Below are 16,718 nucleotides of genomic sequence, written 5' to 3' on the forward strand. Positions count from 1 at the left end.
GGTGCTTAGTCGAGCGCTTTCCAGATCTCCGTGGCGTACTCGCGGATCGTCCGGTCCGACGAGAACCAGCCCATGCGCGCGGTATTGAGCACCGCCGAACGCCACCATGCCTTGGAGTCATGCCAATGCGCTTCGACCCGCGCCTGGGCATCCCAGTAGGAGTCGAAATCGGCACACACCAGGAAGCGGTCGTAGTCGATCAACCCGTCGATCAAGCCCACATAGCGGCCCGGATCATCCGGCGAGAACACCCCGCCACGGATCGCTTGCAGCACATCGTTGAGGCGATGGGACGCAGCAATATCAGGCCCGGCGTTGAACTCGCCAGCGTGTTTTCGGGCTTCCACCTGCTGTGCACTGAGGCCGAAGATAAACATGTGATCGGCGCCCACGCGCTCGTGCATCTCCACGTTGGCGCCGTCCATGGTTCCGATGGTCAGCGCGCCGTTGAGGCCGAACTTCATGTTGCTGGTGCCCGACGCTTCAAAGCCGGCCGTGGATATCTGCTCCGACAAGTCCGCCGCCGGGATGATGCTTTCTGCCAGGCTGACGTTGTAGTTGGGCAGGAAGACCACTTTGAGCAACCCGCGCACAGTCGGATCGTTGTTGACGGTGCGGGCGATGTCGTTGGTCAACTTGATGATCAACTTGGCCTGGTGATAACTGGCCGCCGCCTTGCCGGAGAAGATCTTCACCCTCGGCACCCAGTCGGTGCCCGGCTCGGCACGGATCGCCTGGTAAAGCGCCACGGTGTGCAGCAGGTTGAGCAGTTGGCGCTTGTACTCGTGGATACGTTTGACCTGCACGTCGAACATCGCCGCCGGGTTCACCGAAATGCCCAGGCGCTCGTGGATGATCTCGGCCAGTGCACGCTTACTGTGCAGGCGCTGGTCGGCGAAGGCTTTGCGGAAGGTCTGTTTCTCGGCGAAGGTTTCCAATTCGCCCAAGCGGGTTTCCATGGTGTCGAGAATGTCCGGACCCAGGGCTTCCACCAGCATCTCGGTGAGCTTGGGGTTGGCCTGGTACAGCCAGCGGCGGAAGGTAATGCCGTTGGTTTTGTTGTTGATGCGGTCTGGGTAGAGCTTGTGCAGTTCGGAGAACACCGTGCTGCGCATCAGTTGGGTGTGCAAGCCCGACACGCCATTGACGCTGTGGGAGCCGAGGAACGCCAGGTTACCCATGCGCACGCGGCGACCATTGTCTTCTTCGATCAGCGACACAGCGCGCAGCACGTCAAAATCGTGGATACCTTTGGCGCGCAGCGAGTCGATGTGCTGGGCATTGATCAAGTAGATGATCTGCATGTGCCGAGGCAACATGCGTTCCATCAGGCCTACCGGCCAGGTTTCCAACGCCTCGGGCAGCAAGGTGTGGTTGGTGTAGGACAAGGTTTCGACCGTGACCTGCCAAGCGGCGTCCCAAGCGATGTCGTGCAAATCCACCAGTTGGCGCATCAACTCGGCCACGGCGATGGACGGGTGGGTGTCGTTGAGCTGGATCGCCGCGTGTTCGCCCAGGCTCAATACCGAGCCATGCATGTTTTTGTGGCGGCGCAGCAGGTCTTGCAGAGAGGCGGAGACGAAGAAGTATTCCTGACGCAGGCGCAGCTCCTGCCCTGCTTCGGTGCTATCCGCCGGGTAAAGCACCCGGGAGATGCTTTCAGCGCGGGCCACTTCGGCAACGGCGCCCAAGTGGTCACCGGCGTTGAAGCGCTCCAGGTGCAAGTCCTCCACCGCCCGTGCACGCCACAGGCGCAGGGTGTTGACGCTTGCACCGCGCCAACCGACCACCGGCGTGTCATAGGCCACGGCGCGCACGGTCTCGCCGGGCGTCCACACTTGGATCAGCTTGCCGGCGGCGTCCGGCAGGGTTTCCACGCTGCCGCCAAAGCCGATCGGGTAGATCACTTCAGCGCGCTCGAACTCCCACGGGTTGCCGAAATCCAGCCAGCGTTCGGTCTGCTCCTGTTGCCAGCCATCGACAATCGCCTGGCGGAACAGGCCATGTTCATAACGGATGCCATAACCGTGACCGGCAATGCCCAAGGTTGACATGCTTTCCATGAAGCATGCGGCCAGGCGGCCCAGGCCACCGTTGCCGAGCGCCGCGTCAGGCTCCAGCAGGCGGATACGCTCAAGGTCGACGCCAAGTTCGCTGAGCGCTTCGCGGGCAATCTCCAACACACCAAGGTTACTCAGACTGTCGTAGAGCAAACGGCCGATGAGGAATTCGAGGGACAGGTAATACACACGTTTCTGGCCCTTGCGGTAAATACGCCGCGTGTGGTCCATCCAGTGATCGACCATCTGGTCGCGTGCGGCCAGAGCAATGGCTTCGAACCAGTCGTGGTCGAAGGCGTGATCCGGGTCCTTGCCCACCGCGTAGGTGAGTTTGGTCAAGACGGCATCGCGAAATGCGGCTACCTCTGCTTCTCGTGCAAGTGGTTCCTGAGACATCAATTGCGACCTCGGGCGAGATAGAAGGAGTTGCTAGAGCCTAGACGGTCTGACAGACGGTAGACGCTCTCGTTCGGCAGTTTTTTAACGCATTTACCTTTAGCAGGTTTTGATGCATTGGCCGTGCCTGCTTTCGCCCATCGCACCGTTCGGGATGAAATACGCAAAATATTGTTCAAAAAACCACCAATCCCGGTATGATCCCGCGCCCGGATACAGCCTCACCTTTTGGAACCTTGATGAAGCCTCAACTGATCGCCGCCGCGGAACTCGACCGTCTTGAGACCTGGCAGAAATATTCCGCCCACATGTGCGGTGGCTGCGTGTCCAGCTGCTGCACGCTGCCGGTCGAAGTGAAGATCAAGGACCTGATCCGCATTGGCATCGTCGATGAGTTCGAACGCGGCGATCCGCCGAAGAACATCGCCAAGCGGTTGCAGAAGGAAGGCATCGTCGAGCGCTACAACAACAAATCCGAGATTTTTACGCTGCAGCGCATGAGCAACAACGATTGCCTGTACCTGGATCGTAAGACGCGCTTCTGCACTATTTATGACAAGCGCCCGGATACCTGCCGCAATCACCCGAAGATCGGACCGCGGCCGGGGTATTGCGCGTACAAGCCGAAGGAAGTGGTGCGCGAGACCAATTTCAAGACCCTCGACAAGTTCTGATCCGGGTTTTGCAGGGGGCTCAAGGGCTCTATTGGGGGCAAGCCCCCTCCCACACTGACCGCATTCCAGATGGCTGTACTCGGTCAAATGTGGGAGGGGGCTTGCCCCCGATGAGGCCGGTACAGCCACCACAAAACCAGCAGGCATAAAAAAACGCCCCCGGCCTTTCGACCGGGGGCGTTTTTCATTCAGCCTGAGTTAACTCAGTTCTTGGCTTTCTTGGCAGCGCGGGTACGCTCGCCTTCGTCCAGGATCTTCTTACGCAGGCGGATCGACTTAGGCGTAACTTCGCACAGCTCGTCGTCCTGGATGAATTCCAGGGCCTGTTCCAGGGTGAAGCGAACAGGTGGGACCAGAGCGATGGTTTCGTCTTTGCCCGAAGCACGCATGTTGTCGAGCTTCTTGCCTTTGGTTGGGTTGACGCCCATGTCGTTGTCACGGCTGTTCAGACCAACGATCTGACCGTTGTAGATCTCTTGACCGTGTTCAACGAACAGCTTGCCACGCGCCTGGAGGGTTTCCAGGGAGTAGGTCAGTGCCTTGCCAGTCTCAACCGATACCAGAACACCGTTCTGACGGCCGGACATGTCGCCGGACTTCATGGTGTCGTAGCGATCGAAGATCGAGGTCAGGATGCCAGCGCCGTTGGTCAGGGTCAGGAACTGGTTACGGAAACCGATCAGACCACGAGCAGGGATGTTGTATTCCAGACGCACACGGCCTTTGCCATCCGGCACCATGTTGGTCAGGTCGCCTTTACGCAGGCCCATCTCTTCCATGACCTTGCCCTGGGATTCTTCAGGGGTGTCGATGGTTACGTTTTCGAACGGTTCCTGCTTCACGCCGTCAACTTGACGGATGATCACTTCTGGACGACCAACGCCCATTTCGAAGCCTTCGCGACGCATGGTTTCGATCAGTACCGAGAGGTGCAGCTCACCACGGCCGGAAACCTTGAACTTGTCAGCCGAGTCGCCTTCTTCAACGCGCAGTGCAACGTTGTACAGCAGCTCTTTGTCCAGACGTTCCTTGATGTTACGGGAAGTCACGAACTTGCCTTCTTTACCGCAGAAAGGCGAGTCGTTTACCTGGAAGGTCATGGAAACGGTTGGTTCGTCAACGGTCAGAGGCTTCATCGCCTCGACGTTGTCCGGCTGGCACAGGGTGTCGGAGATGAACAGGGAGTCCATACCGCTCACGCATACGATGTCGCCAGCGAAAGCTTCTTCAACGTCGATACGGTGCAGACCGTGGTGACCCATCAGCTTCAGGATACGACCGTTACGCTTCTTGCCGTCGGCGCCGATAGCAACAACCGGGGTGTTCGGCTTGACGCTACCACGAGCGATACGGCCAACACCGATAACACCCAGGAAGCTGTTGTAGTCCAGTGCCGAGATTTGCATCTGGAACGGGCCGTCACGGTCAACTTTTGGAGCCGGTACGTTGTCGACGATCGACTGGTACAGCGGGGTCATGTCTTCAGCCATGTCGGTGTGTTCCAGACCGGCAATGCCGTTCAGGGCCGAGGCGTACACGACTTTGAAGTCCAGCTGTTCTTCGGTAGCACCCAGGTTGTCGAACAGGTCGAAGATCTGGTCCAGAACCCAGTCCGGACGCGCGCCCGGACGGTCAACCTTGTTGATGCACACGATCGGACGCAGGCCGGCTTCGAAAGCCTTCTTGGTCACGAAACGGGTTTGCGGCATAGGGCCGTCTTGGGCATCAACCAGCAGCAGAACGGAGTCAACCATCGACATTACGCGTTCTACTTCGCCGCCGAAGTCGGCGTGGCCCGGGGTGTCCACGATGTTGATGTGGTAGCCGTTCCAGTTGATAGCGGTGTTTTTTGCCAGGATGGTAATACCGCGCTCTTTTTCCTGGTCGTTGGAGTCCATCACGCGCTCGTCGTTGAGCTCGTTGCGCTCCAGGGTGCCGGATTGACGCAGGAGTTTGTCTACCAGGGTGGTTTTACCATGGTCAACGTGAGCAATGATGGCGATGTTACGTAGATTTTCGATCACTTGTGTATCTCGATCAGAGGATTCGGTGTGCTGACAGGTCGTGGCAGCGATTTACAGTAGAGTCAGGCCTTGCCGTTACAGCTTGACGGCAGAGTCGGGGGGCCGGTGACGCAGGCCACAGGCAAACAGCCCCGGGCTCTTAGCTCGGTCGATAAACGCGCACATTGGCATGCCCCTCACTGAGCAAATGGTGGGCATGCAGGCGACTCATCACGCCTTTGTCGCAATACAGCAGGTACTGACGGCTGTCATCCAGTTCCTTGAAACGCGCGTTCAATGCGTAGAACGGCAGCGTTTGTACGTCGACGCCAGGAATTTCCAGCGGCTCATCTTCAGCGGCATCCGGGTGACGGATGTCGACAACAATCTGGCCGGCCAGGGCTTCACTGACTTCTTCGATCTGCACATCCTGGCCCAATTCGTCGATAACACGATCGATCGGGACCAGCTTGGCGTTCTGAAGCGCACGCTCCAGAATCGCCATATCAAACTGTTGTTCTTCGTACTCCACGCGGTTGCGCTTGGCGTGGGTCTTGGGATTCACCGAGATGACCCCGCAGTATTCAGGCATATGCTTGGCGAAGTCGGCGGTGCCGATTTCTTCTGCCAAATCGATGATGTCCTGCTTGTGGCTGGCGATCAGTGGGCGCAACACCAGCTTCTCGGTCACGCAGTCGATCAGCGACAGGTTCGGCAGCGTCTGGCTGGAAACCTGGGAAATCGCTTCGCCGGTCACCAGGGCGTCGATCTGCAACTGATCGGCAATCCGAGACGCAGCGCGCAACATCATACGCTTCAATACTACGCCCATATGACTGTTATCGACTTTACCGAGAATTTCGCCCAGCACTTCCTCAAACGGTACGCTCACAAATAGCACGCGTTGGGAGCTGCCGTACTTCTTCCAGATAAAGTGCGCGACTTCCATCACGCCCAATTCGTGTGCACGCCCACCCAGATTAAAGAAGCAGAAGTGGCTCATCAGGCCGCGGCGCATGATCTGGTAGGCCGCGACCGTGGAATCGAAACCGCCGGACATCAATACCAGGGTCTGTTCCAGGGCGCCCAACGGGTAGCCGCCGATGCTGTCGTGCTGGCTGTGAATCACAAACAACCGTTGGTCGCGAATTTCCATGCGCACTTCAATTTGTGGCGCTTTTAAGGAAATTCCGGCGGCGCCGCACTCGCGACGCAGCTTGCTGCCGACGTATTTCTCGACGTCCATGGAGCTGAATGGGTGCTTGCCGGCACGCTTGCAGCGTACCGAAAAAATCTTGCCTTCAAGGCTGTCACCGAAGTGCCGTTTGCATTTTTCGGTGATGTCATCGAAGTCGCCCAGCGGGTACTCATCCACCTGGAGGAAATGCGCGATACCCGGCATGCAGCTCAGGCGCTCGGTCATGTCCTTCAAGGCTTTGGCGTCGGTGAGGCGGGTTTCCAGTTCGAGGTTGTCCCACACACCGTTCACCACCACAGCCGGGTCCAGATCGCGGAGCACGGCACGGATGTTCTTGGCCAACTGACGGATGAAACGCATCCGTACCGGTCGGCTCTTGATGGTGATCTCGGGGAAGACTTTAACGATTAATTTCATGGAAACAGCGCGCGCAGGGCCTGCCGAAAAAGGGGGGCGCGGATTATAGCGGAAATCGCTCAAGGTTTAACCAGTTAATATGCACATCACTCGACTCGCACTAAAGCAGTGCATTTGCATGCATCGACGCCACATTGCAGTGCGCGAATTTCGCGCTTTTGTCGCAATGCACCTTTATAGGGGCGTTTTTGGAGCAAAAAACCCATGTTGGCGCACTGGCATGCAATTTGCTCTCTTGTGAGGCAGGTTGCCATGGCGGACTATCCGCGCCGGCATCACCCACATTCTAAGGGCTAACTCCACTACCCCAGCCCGAAGCCACCCGGAGGACACTATGTCGAAGTCGGTTCAACTCATCAAAGATCATGACGTTAAATGGATTGATCTGCGCTTCACGGACACCAAAGGCACTCAGCACCACGTGACCATGCCGGCTCGCGATGCGCTGGATGATGCGTTCTTCGAAGAAGGCAAAATGTTCGACGGTTCCTCCATCGCTGGCTGGAAAGGCATCGAAGCCTCCGACATGATCCTGATGCCGGACGACAGCACTGCCGTGCTGGACCCGTTCACCGAAGAAGCCACCCTGATCCTGGTGTGCGACGTGATCGAGCCTTCGACCATGCAAGGCTACGACCGCGACCCACGTGCGATCGCCAAGCGTGCCGAGGAATACCTGAAGTCGACCGGTATCGGTGACACCGTATTCGTAGGCCCAGAGCCAGAATTCTTCATCTTTGACCAAGTGAAGTTCAAGTCCGACATCTCCGGCTCCATGTTCAAGATCTACTCTGAACAAGGTTCGTGGATGTCCGATCAGGACGTGGAAGGCGGCAACCATGGCCACCGTCCAGGCATCAAAGGTGGTTACTTCCCAGTTCCGCCGTTCGACCACGACCACGAAATCCGTACCTCCATGTGCAACGCCATGGAAGACATGGGCCTGGTCATCGAAGTTCACCACCACGAAGTGGCGACTGCCGGCCAGAACGAAATCGGTGTGAAGTTCAACACCCTGGTTGCCAAGGCTGACGAAGTTCAGACCCTGAAGTACTGCGTACACAACACTGCCGTTGCCTACGGCCGTACCGCAACCTTCATGCCTAAGCCTCTGTACGGCGATAACGGTTCGGGTATGCACGTTCACCTGTCCATCGCCAAAGATGGCAAGAACACTTTCGCTGGCGAAGGTTATGCCGGCCTGTCCGATACCGCCCTGTACTTCATCGGCGGCATCATCAAGCACGGTAAGGCCCTGAACGGCTTCACCAACCCTTCGACCAACTCCTACAAGCGTCTGGTCCCAGGTTTCGAAGCTCCGGTAATGCTGGCCTACTCGGCGCGCAACCGTTCCGCTTCGATCCGTATTCCTTACGTCTCCAGCCCACGCGCTCGCCGTATCGAAGCTCGCTTCCCGGATCCAGCAGCCAACCCTTACCTGGCCTTCGCTGCTCTGGTTATGGCCGGCCTGGACGGTATCCAGAACAAGATCCACCCTGGCGACGCTGCCGACAAAAACTTGTACGACCTGCCGCCTGAAGAGGCCAAAGAGATCCCACAAGTGTGCGGCAGCCTGAAAGAAGCCCTGGAAGAGCTGGACAAGGGCCGTGCGTTCCTGACCAAAGGCGGCGTATTCAGCGACGACTTCATCGACGCTTACATCGGCCTGAAAAGCGAAGAAGAAATCAAGGTTCGTACCTTCGTACACCCACTGGAATACGAGCTGTACTACAGCTGCTGATCCGGTAGCGCTGCTTAAAGTGGCGTGACAAAAAAGACCTCCTTCGGGAGGTCTTTTTTTGCCCGTGAATTACACAGTTCCACACCTGCAAACCTAATCAAAAAGGTGGGAGGGAGCTTGCTCCCGATAGCGGTGGGTCAGCTGATACAGGTGCTGACTGACACTCTGCTATCGGGGGCAAGCCCCCTCCCACAAGGAGATCAGCATTGAAACGTCGACTTGTGTTCGCTCTATTATTCGTCAGCGCCAGTGCATTCGCTGCACCGCCGACACTGGAGCCATTGCTCAACAGCATCGCCGAACGCCTGACCATTGCCGACCAGGTGGCCCTGAGCAAATGGGACAGCAAAAAACCGGTAGAAGACAAAAAGCGCGAGCAAGATGTGCTCGCCAGCGTCATTGCCCAGGCACCGAGCTACAAACTGGAGCCCGCCGCCGCCGAGCAATTTTTCTCGGCGCAGATCGAGGCAAACAAGCTGGTGCAGTACACCCACCTGTCCGACTGGCAGTTCCAGGGCAAGGCACCCGACGACCCGCGCCCGGACCTGGTAAAGCAGATTCGCCCGCAACTGGATCAATTGCAAAAACGCCTGCTGCAACAACTGGCGGACTTCACTCCACAACGTACCGACCCGCAGTGCCCTCAATGGCTGGCCGAAGCGGTACATGAGCCGCTGAACGACCCACTGCGGCAATTGGCGATGATCCGCGCTACGGGCGAGCTGTGTATCTACAAAGACTAAAACTGTAACCCCGATCCAAAAATGTGGAAGAGGGGCAACCCCTCCCACATTTGATTTATATGATTTCGGCACTTCCTGAACAACCTTCACAAAACCGCACTATATTGGTGCGACATCCTGCACCCACCCCAATGACTAACACCATTTTGGTTCGAAACTTCCCGTTCAAGCTGGCAGAACGCCACAGTTTCGGGCCCTAACCCCCCATTTCAGGGCTTTCGCGCTTCTTTTCGGAGCCTTGGTTTGGTTTTTGCATTTTCCTTGTATCAGCGTGTGCCTCAAGCCCGCGCCTTGCTCCAAAAGAGGTCCTGATGACCATCAGCGATGCACTGCACCGTTTGCTACTCGACAACCTGACCACCGCGACCATCCTGCTCAATGACGACTTGCGTCTTGAGTACATGAACCCGGCGGCGGAGATGCTTCTGGCCATCAGTGGCCAGCGCAGCCATGGGCAGTTCATCAGCGAGCTGTTCACCGAGTCGGCCGAAGCCTTGAGCTCGTTACGCCAGGCGGTGGAGCAGGCGCATCCATTCACCAAGCGTGAAGCGATGCTCACGGCCCTTACCGGGCAGACATTGACCGTCGACTACGCTGTGACCCCGATCCTGAGCAACGGCGCGACCCTGCTGCTGCTTGAAGTACATCCCCGTGACCGCCTGCTGCGCATCACCAAAGAAGAAGCGCAGTTGTCCAAGCAAGAAACCAGCAAGATGCTGGTACGTGGCCTCGCCCATGAGATCAAGAACCCGTTGGGCGGCATCCGTGGCGCAGCGCAGTTGCTGGCCCGCGAGTTACCGGACGAGAACCTCAAGGACTACACCAACGTCATCATCGAAGAAGCCGACCGCCTGCGTAACCTGGTGGACCGCATGCTCGGCTCCAACAAGCTGCCGTCCCTTGCGATGACCAACGTGCACGAAGTACTTGAGCGCGTCTGTCATCTGGTAGAGGCGGAAAGCCAGGGCTGCATCACCTTGGTGCGCGACTACGACCCGAGCATTCCCGACGTGTTGATCGACCGCGAACAGATGATCCAAGCGGTGCTCAACATCGTGCGCAACGCCATGCAGGCCATCAGCAGCCAGAACGAATTGCGCCTGGGCCGCATCAGCCTGCGCACCCGCGCACTGCGCCAGTTCACCATCGGCCACGTGCGCCATCGCCTGGTGACCAAGGTCGAGATCATCGACAACGGCCCAGGCATTCCTGCGGAACTTCAGGAAACTATCTTCTTTCCCATGGTCAGCGGCCGCCCGGACGGTACCGGGCTGGGCCTGGCCATCACCCAGAACATCATCAGCCAGCACCAGGGTCTGATCGAATGTGAGAGCCATCCCGGCCACACCACGTTCTCGATCTTTCTGCCTCTGGAACAAGGAGCCCCATCGACATGAGCCGTAGTGAAACTGTCTGGATCGTCGATGACGACCGTTCTATCCGCTGGGTCCTTGAGAAAGCCTTGCAACAGGAAGGCATGACCACCCAGAGCTTCGACAGCGCCGACGGGGTGATGAGCCGCCTGGCGCGCCAGCAGCCCGACGTGATTATTTCTGACATCCGCATGCCAGGCGCCAGTGGCCTGGACCTGCTGGCACGCATCCGCGAGCAGCACCCGCGCCTGCCGGTGATCATCATGACTGCGCACTCCGACCTGGACAGCGCTGTCGCGTCTTACCAGGGCGGCGCATTCGAATACCTGCCCAAGCCGTTTGACGTGGACGAGGCTGTGGCGCTGGTCAAGCGCGCCAACCAGCACGCCCAGGAACAACAGAATCAGGAAGCCCCGCCGGCCCTGACCCGCACCCCGGAAATCATCGGTGAAGCGCCGGCGATGCAGGAAGTGTTTCGCGCCATCGGGCGCTTGAGCCACTCCAACATCACCGTGCTGATCAACGGCGAGTCGGGTACCGGTAAAGAGCTGGTAGCCCACGCTCTGCACCGTCATAGCCCACGGGCAGCGTCGCCGTTTATCGCACTGAACATGGCAGCGATCCCCAAGGACTTGATGGAGTCCGAGTTGTTCGGCCATGAGAAAGGCGCGTTCACCGGCGCCGCCAACCTGCGTCGCGGACGCTTTGAACAGGCGGATGGTGGCACGCTGTTCCTCGATGAGATCGGCGATATGCCGGCCGACACCCAGACTCGCCTGCTGCGCGTACTGGCGGACGGCGAGTTCTACCGCGTGGGCGGTCACACACCGGTCAAGGTTGATGTGCGCATCATCGCCGCGACTCACCAGAACCTGGAAACCCTGGTGCATGCGGGCAAGTTCCGTGAGGACTTGTTCCATCGCCTCAACGTGATTCGCATCCACATCCCCCGCATGTCGGACCGCCGCGAAGATATCCCCACCCTCGCCCGCCACTTCCTCAGCCGCGCCGCCCTGGAGCTGGCGGTCGAGCCGAAGCTTTTGAAAAGCGAGACCGAGGAATACCTGAAGAACCTGCCATGGCCAGGCAACGTGCGCCAGTTGGAGAACACCTGCCGCTGGATCACGGTGATGGCGTCCGGGCGCGAAGTGCATATCGGCGACCTGCCGCCGGAGCTTTTGAGCCTGCCGCAGGATTCGGCACCAGTGACCAATTGGGAGCAGGCGCTGCGTCAATGGGCCGACCAGGCACTGGCACGGGGCCAGTCGAACCTGCTGGACAGTGCCGTACCAGCGTTCGAGCGGATCATGATCGAGACCGCCCTCAAGCACACCGCCGGCCGCCGGCGCGATGCTGCGGTGTTGCTGGGCTGGGGTCGCAATACCCTGACGCGCAAGATCAAGGAGCTGGGCATGAAAGTGGACGGTGGTGACGACGATGAGGGCGACGACGCCTGAATCTCGAATCCACTGAGGTCTAATGTGGGAGGGGGGCTTGCTCCCGATAGCAGTAGGTCAGTCACAACATCTGTGCCTGATACACCGCCATCGGGAGCAAGCCCCCTCCCACATTTTGACCTACACACGGACTCAGAACCGTGCACCGCTTCAATGCACCCTGTTCTAGCATCGCGCACACGTTCCACGCCCGAACCAACCGTTTTGTTAAGAGAATGCTGAATTCCGAAAACACCAAAGCCCCGTAATCCGGGGCTTTGCGCTTTTTGAAGAATTTTTTTGGCACAACTTAGCCACTCTGGCACGCGCCCTGCAATAACCCAAGTACAACCCAGTTTCGGGGACCTTGGTACAGGCAGGCCGAGAATCCCCTCTTTACACCCGGGGTGCTTGATGCGAACCGCGTCGCGCTCCACACCGCTTTGGGGAACCTCGGTACAGGCAGGCCGGGGACTCCCTCTTTAACAACGAAGCTTTGATGGCTTCACCCCGTTTTGGGAGCCCTGGTACAGGCAGGCCGGGAACTCCCTTCTTTACACCGGGGCTTATGTGGCACAGCGCCCATAGCCCCAGCCCGTTTTGGGGACCTTGGTACAGGCAGGCCGGGGATTCCCTCTTTTATTGCTCCTGGAGATGGATCTCCAACCGCCAGCGGTCATCGACCTCTTCTCCCTTCCACTCCCCGCGCAACGGCCGAGCCGCGACCAGGTTCAGCAGCAGGCCGCCATCGGTCTTGCGCACGCGCCAGTTCACGTCCTTGTCGTTGACCTTAAGTTGCCCGGTGCTGGCCTTGCCTTGGGCATCAAACAGCAACGCCACGGTGCCATCGATATGCTCGCCGTGCAGCTTGGGTTCGCTGTTGAACCACACCACTACGCCATCCGTGGTCGTCTCTACCTGTTGCAGTTCGACCGGGTCCGCTGTGGTCAGCCGGCCAATCATCAGCCCCACCATCAAGCCGACAATCGCCAGCGAGCCCATGACCCTTGGCAATAGCTTCGGTCTTGGGTCTTCTTCAGGGGTAGAATGCAGCGCATCTTTGCCTTCGGAGCCGTGCATGTTTCACGTCATCCTTTTTCAACCAGAAATTCCGCCGAATACCGGCAACGTTATCAGGCTGTGCGCCAACAGTGGCTGCCACCTGCATTTGATCGAGCCCCTGGGCTTCGACATGGACGACAAGCGTCTGCGCCGTGCCGGGCTGGACTACCACGAGTACGCCACGCTCCAGCGCCACGCCGACTTGGCCAGCTGCCTGGAAAGCCTGGGGCATCCGCGCTTGTTCGCGTTCACCACCAAGGGTTCGCGACCGTTCCATGATGCCAGTTTTGCTGAGGGCGATGCCTTCCTGTTCGGCCCGGAGAGCCGTGGCCTGCCGGCCGAAGTGCTCGACGCCCTGCCCGATGGGCATCGCCTTCGCCTGCCAATGCGCGAAGGCTGCCGCAGCCTGAACCTGTCCAACACCGTAGCCGTTGCCGTGTACGAAGGTTGGCGCCAACTCGGTTTCAAATAACACACCAAACAAAATGTGGGAGGGGGCTTGCCCCCGATGGCGGAGTGTCAGTCGACATCTATCTGACTGATCCACCGCTATCGGGAGCAAGCCCCCTCCCACATTGGGTTCTGCGTCGGGTTCGAGATTACTGAACCGTCGGTGCGCCTTCCTGTTGCATGCGCTGCAGCTCTTGAGCGTACAGGGCATCGAAGTTCACCGGAGCCAGCATCAGCGCAGGGAACGAACCACGGGTGACCAGGCTGTCCAGGGTCTCACGGGCATACGGGAACAGGATGTTCGGGCAGAACGCGCCCAGGGTGTGGCTCATGGACGCTTCGTCCAGGCCCTGGATCAGGAAGATACCGGCCTGTTGCACTTCAGCAATGAAGGCCACTTCTTCACCGTTCTTGACGGTGACCGACAGGGTCAGCACAACTTCGTGGAAGTCGCCTTCCAGTGCCTTTTGACGGGTGTTCAGGTCCAGCGCAACGCTTGGGGTCCACTCCTGGCGGAAGATGGCCGGGCTTTTCGGCGCTTCGAACGACAGGTCACGCACGTAGATACGCTGCAGCGAGAACTGTGGGCCTTGAGCTTCTGCTGCTTCGGTGTTCTGTTGGTCAGTCATCGCAGATCCTTCTTGATCTTGGGGTCTTTTAGGGTTTAGGAGTCAGACGAGCAGCAGCGCATCGAGTTTACCGGCGCGCTCCAGGGCAAACAGGTCGTCGCAGCCACCGATGTGTTTGGCGCCGATCCAGATCTGCGGCACAGACGTGCGTCCCGCCTTCTGGGCCATTTCGGCGCGCACCTGGGGCTTGCCGTCGACCTTGATCTCTTCGAAGGCAACGCCCTTCTTATCCAGCAGAGCCTTGGCTCGCATGCAATAAGGGCAATAATCGCTGGAGTAGACGACAACCTGGCTCATATCACTTCACCAGCGGCAGGTTATCGGCGCGCCAGCTGCTGATGCCACCGGACAGCTTGGCCGCGGTGAAACCGGTCTTGAGCATTTCGCGGGCGTGAGTGCCGGCGTGCTGGCCTTGGGCGTCGACCAGGATGATGGTCTTGGCCTTGTGTTTTTCCAGCTCGGCCAGGCGCGCGATCAGCTTGTCCTGTGGAATGTTCAGTGCACCGACGATATGGCCGGCAGCGAATTCCTTGGCTGGGCGGATATCCACCACAATGGCCTCATCCTTGTTGACCAGCGCGGTCAGCTCCGACGTGCTCAGGCTGCGACCACCACGGCTCAATTCGTGAGCGATCAGCAGCGCCAGCAGGATGACGAAGGCACCCACGAGCAGATAGTGGGCAGTGGCAAATGCAATCAGGTGATCAACCATCAAGGAGGTTCCAGGGCGTTAAAATGGCGGTAAGTATACACAGCCGTCAGGGGGGGCCAACCCCCGTAAAGCGGTGACGTGGTCGGAACTTCGCTTTAAACTGCCACTCCCTTTTCAATTGCCTTCCTTTATTACCGCCGCGAGAGGATCTATGACTACTACGCCTAAACCTTTGGTCCTGATAATTCTCGATGGCTTCGGACACAGTGAAAGCCACCACGACAACGCGGTATACGCGGCCAAGAAGCCTGTACTGGACCGTTTGACCGCCAGCGTCCCCAACGGCCTGATCTCCGGTTCGGGCATGGACGTGGGCCTGCCCGACGGGCAAATGGGCAACTCGGAAGTCGGCCATATGAACCTCGGCGCCGGACGAGTGGTATATCAAGACTTCACACGAGTGACCAAAGCGATCCGCGACGGCGAGTTCTTCGAGAACCCGACCATCTGCGCAGCGGTAGATAAAGCAGTAGCCGACGGCAAGGCCGTGCACTTCATGGGCCTATTATCCGACGGCGGTGTACACAGCCACCAAGACCATCTGGTTGCCATGGCCGAACTGGCCTTCAAGCGCGGCGCCGAGAAGATCTACCTGCACGCCTTCCTCGACGGTCGCGACACTCCTCCAAAAAGCGCGCAATCGTCCATCGAGCTGCTGGACGCCACATTCGCCGCCCTGGGCAAAGGCCGCATTGCAAGCATCGTGGGCCGTTACTTCGCCATGGATCGTGACAACCGTTGGGACCGAGTGTCCCAAGCCTACAACCTGATCGTCGACGGTCAGGCCGAATTCAACGCCGCCACCGCCCAAGAAGGCCTGGAAGCCGCCTACGCCCGTGGCGAAAGCGATGAGTTCGTCAAGGCCACCACCATCGGCGAGCCGGTAAAAGTCGAAGACGGCGACGCCGTGGTGTTCATGAACTTCCGCGCCGACCGTGCCCGCGAGCTGAGCCGCGTGTTCGTCGAAGACGGCTTCAGCGAGTTCGAACGCGCCCGCCAGCCAAAAGTGCACTACGTCGGCCTGACCCAATACGCCGCGAGCATCCCGGCCCCCGCCGCCTTTGCTCCGGGCAGCCTGGACAACGTGCTCGGCGATTACCTGGCGAAAAACGGCAAGACCCAACTGCGCATTGCCGAAACTGAAAAATACGCCCACGTGACCTTCTTCTTCTCGGGCGGCCGTGAAGAACCTTTCCCAGGCGAAGAGCGCATCCTGATCCCGTCGCCAAAAGTCGCCACCTACGACCTGCAGCCGGAAATGAGCGCGCCGGAAGTCACCGACAAAATCGTCGACGCCATCGACCACCAGCGTTACGACGTGATCGTGGTCAACTACGCCAACGGCGACATGGTTGGCCACAGCGGCAACCTGGAAGCCGCGACCAAGGCCGTGGAATGCCTGGACTTGTGCGTCGGCCGCATCGTCGACGCCCTGGAAAAAGTCGGCGGCGAAGCGCTGATCACGGCCGACCACGGCAATTGCGAGCAGATGTCCGACGAGTCCACCGGCCAGGCACACACCGCTCACACCACTGAGCCAGTGCCGTTCATCTACGTGGGCAAGCGCGACTTCAAAGTGCGTGACGGCGGGGTGTTGGCGGATGTGGCGCCAACCATGCTGATGCTGATGGGGCTGGAGAAGCCAGCGGAGATGACCGGGACCTCGATTCTGGTTTGATTTCAACCACACCATTGAACAGTGTGGGAGGGGGCTTGCCCCCGATAGCAATGGGTCAGCCAACACATATTCAGCTGACACACTGCAATCGGGGGCAAACCCTTCCCACATTGGATCTCCCGTGTTTGGAAGATGTCTTTTTGCCA

At 58.9% G+C, this 16,718-nt stretch carries 14 protein-coding genes; 7 read left to right on the top strand and 7 right to left on the bottom strand.

Going from position 1 to position 16,718, the window contains the following annotated elements; translation table 11 throughout:
• Window positions 1-5: 5 nt before the first annotated feature.
• Window positions 6-2,456, bottom strand: coding sequence for a glycogen/starch/alpha-glucan phosphorylase (locus tag G9Q84_RS17980; RefSeq protein WP_181643809.1), 2,451 nt, complete (start codon window positions 2,454-2,456; stop codon window positions 6-8).
• 239 nt (window positions 2,457-2,695) lie between these two features.
• Here G9Q84_RS17980 and G9Q84_RS17985 point away from each other — a divergent pair, with 239 nt between their 5' ends.
• Entirely contained in the window at window positions 2,696-3,130 is a 435-nt protein-coding gene (locus G9Q84_RS17985; RefSeq protein WP_003187815.1) for a YkgJ family cysteine cluster protein, read from the top strand.
• 203 nt (window positions 3,131-3,333) lie between these two features.
• On the opposite strand, the gene typA is transcribed toward G9Q84_RS17985, so the two are convergent.
• Entirely contained in the window at window positions 3,334-5,154 is a 1,821-nt protein-coding gene (gene typA, locus G9Q84_RS17990; RefSeq protein ID WP_032890153.1) for a translational GTPase TypA, read from the bottom strand.
• 139 nt (window positions 5,155-5,293) lie between these two features.
• Window positions 5,294-6,748 (bottom strand): tRNA uracil 4-sulfurtransferase ThiI, encoded by a 1,455-nt coding sequence (gene thiI, locus G9Q84_RS17995; RefSeq protein WP_032890151.1) that lies wholly within the window; start codon window positions 6,746-6,748, stop codon window positions 5,294-5,296.
• A gap of 334 nt (window positions 6,749-7,082) precedes the next feature.
• Between thiI and glnA the strand changes: the two genes are divergently transcribed.
• The 4 genes from glnA to ntrC all read left to right on the top strand — a co-directional run bounded on the left by glnA (window position 7,083) and on the right by ntrC (window position 12,062).
• Window positions 7,083-8,489, top strand: coding sequence for a type I glutamate--ammonia ligase (gene glnA / locus G9Q84_RS18000; protein ID WP_032890148.1), 1,407 nt, complete (start codon window positions 7,083-7,085; stop codon window positions 8,487-8,489).
• Between the two features lie 206 nt (window positions 8,490-8,695).
• The gene (locus G9Q84_RS18005) at window positions 8,696-9,232 is read left to right on the top strand and encodes a chorismate mutase (RefSeq protein ID WP_181643810.1); all 537 of its coding nucleotides are present in this window, start codon (window positions 8,696-8,698) and stop codon (window positions 9,230-9,232) included.
• A 311-nt stretch (window positions 9,233-9,543) separates the two neighbouring features.
• Entirely contained in the window at window positions 9,544-10,629 is a 1,086-nt protein-coding gene (gene glnL / locus G9Q84_RS18010) for a nitrogen regulation protein NR(II) (protein ID WP_032890142.1), read from the top strand.
• A complete protein-coding gene (ntrC, locus tag G9Q84_RS18015; RefSeq protein ID WP_032890139.1) occupies window positions 10,626-12,062 on the top strand; it encodes a nitrogen regulation protein NR(I) in 1,437 nt (478 codons plus the stop codon). The genes glnL and ntrC overlap by 4 nt, the downstream gene beginning before the upstream one ends.
• 618 nt (window positions 12,063-12,680) lie before the next feature.
• Here ntrC and G9Q84_RS18020 read toward each other — a convergent pair.
• Entirely contained in the window at window positions 12,681-13,121 is a 441-nt protein-coding gene (locus G9Q84_RS18020) for a hypothetical protein (RefSeq protein ID WP_095186151.1), read from the bottom strand.
• On the opposite strand from G9Q84_RS18020, the gene G9Q84_RS18025 reads away from it, so the two are divergent.
• Window positions 13,120-13,575, top strand: a complete 456-nt coding sequence (locus G9Q84_RS18025) for a tRNA (cytidine(34)-2'-O)-methyltransferase (RefSeq protein WP_010563141.1) — start codon at window positions 13,120-13,122, stop codon at window positions 13,573-13,575. The genes G9Q84_RS18020 and G9Q84_RS18025 overlap by 2 nt on opposite strands.
• 127 nt (window positions 13,576-13,702) lie before the next feature.
• Here the strand turns inward: G9Q84_RS18025 and secB are convergent, their stop codons facing one another.
• The 3 genes from secB to G9Q84_RS18040 are packed head-to-tail and all read right to left on the bottom strand — an operon-like array spanning window position 13,703 to window position 14,894.
• Entirely contained in the window at window positions 13,703-14,182 is a 480-nt protein-coding gene (secB, locus tag G9Q84_RS18030) for a protein-export chaperone SecB (RefSeq protein WP_014716520.1), read from the bottom strand.
• A gap of 42 nt (window positions 14,183-14,224) precedes the next feature.
• The gene (gene grxC / locus G9Q84_RS18035) at window positions 14,225-14,479 is read right to left on the bottom strand and encodes a glutaredoxin 3 (RefSeq protein WP_032890136.1); all 255 of its coding nucleotides are present in this window, start codon (window positions 14,477-14,479) and stop codon (window positions 14,225-14,227) included.
• Window position 14,480: 1 nt separating this feature from the next.
• Window positions 14,481-14,894, bottom strand: coding sequence for a rhodanese-like domain-containing protein (locus G9Q84_RS18040; protein WP_032890134.1), 414 nt, complete (start codon window positions 14,892-14,894; stop codon window positions 14,481-14,483).
• A gap of 151 nt (window positions 14,895-15,045) precedes the next feature.
• On the opposite strand from G9Q84_RS18040, the gene gpmI reads away from it, so the two are divergent.
• Complete coding sequence (gene gpmI, locus G9Q84_RS18045; RefSeq protein ID WP_032890132.1) at window positions 15,046-16,572, top strand: 2,3-bisphosphoglycerate-independent phosphoglycerate mutase; 1,527 nt, start codon at window positions 15,046-15,048, stop codon at window positions 16,570-16,572.
• Window positions 16,573-16,718 lie beyond the last annotated feature (146 nt).

Source organism: Pseudomonas sivasensis (genome assembly GCF_013778505.1).
GTDB lineage: Bacteria > Pseudomonadota > Gammaproteobacteria > Pseudomonadales > Pseudomonadaceae > Aquipseudomonas > Aquipseudomonas sivasensis.

Bases quoted from the DNA above. Each gene is read 5' to 3' on its own strand.
- G9Q84_RS18025 (WP_010563141.1), top strand. From the start codon at position 13,120: ATGTTTCACGTCATCCTTTTTCAACCAGAAATTCCGCCGAATACCGGC.
- G9Q84_RS17985 (WP_003187815.1), top strand. From the start codon at position 2,696: ATGAAGCCTCAACTGATCGCCGCCGCGGAACTCGACCGTCTTGAGACC.
- glnL (WP_032890142.1), top strand. From the start codon at position 9,544: ATGACCATCAGCGATGCACTGCACCGTTTGCTACTCGACAACCTGACC.
- gpmI (WP_032890132.1), top strand. From the start codon at position 15,046: ATGACTACTACGCCTAAACCTTTGGTCCTGATAATTCTCGATGGCTTC.
- G9Q84_RS18040 (WP_032890134.1), bottom strand. From the start codon at position 14,894: ATGGTTGATCACCTGATTGCATTTGCCACTGCCCACTATCTGCTCGTG.
- G9Q84_RS17980 (WP_181643809.1), bottom strand. From the start codon at position 2,456: ATGTCTCAGGAACCACTTGCACGAGAAGCAGAGGTAGCCGCATTTCGC.
- G9Q84_RS18020 (WP_095186151.1), bottom strand. From the start codon at position 13,121: ATGCACGGCTCCGAAGGCAAAGATGCGCTGCATTCTACCCCTGAAGAA.
- grxC (WP_032890136.1), bottom strand. From the start codon at position 14,479: ATGAGCCAGGTTGTCGTCTACTCCAGCGATTATTGCCCTTATTGCATG.
- ntrC (WP_032890139.1), top strand. From the start codon at position 10,626: ATGAGCCGTAGTGAAACTGTCTGGATCGTCGATGACGACCGTTCTATC.
- thiI (WP_032890151.1), bottom strand. From the start codon at position 6,748: ATGAAATTAATCGTTAAAGTCTTCCCCGAGATCACCATCAAGAGCCGA.
- secB (WP_014716520.1), bottom strand. From the start codon at position 14,182: ATGACTGACCAACAGAACACCGAAGCAGCAGAAGCTCAAGGCCCACAG.
- glnA (WP_032890148.1), top strand. From the start codon at position 7,083: ATGTCGAAGTCGGTTCAACTCATCAAAGATCATGACGTTAAATGGATT.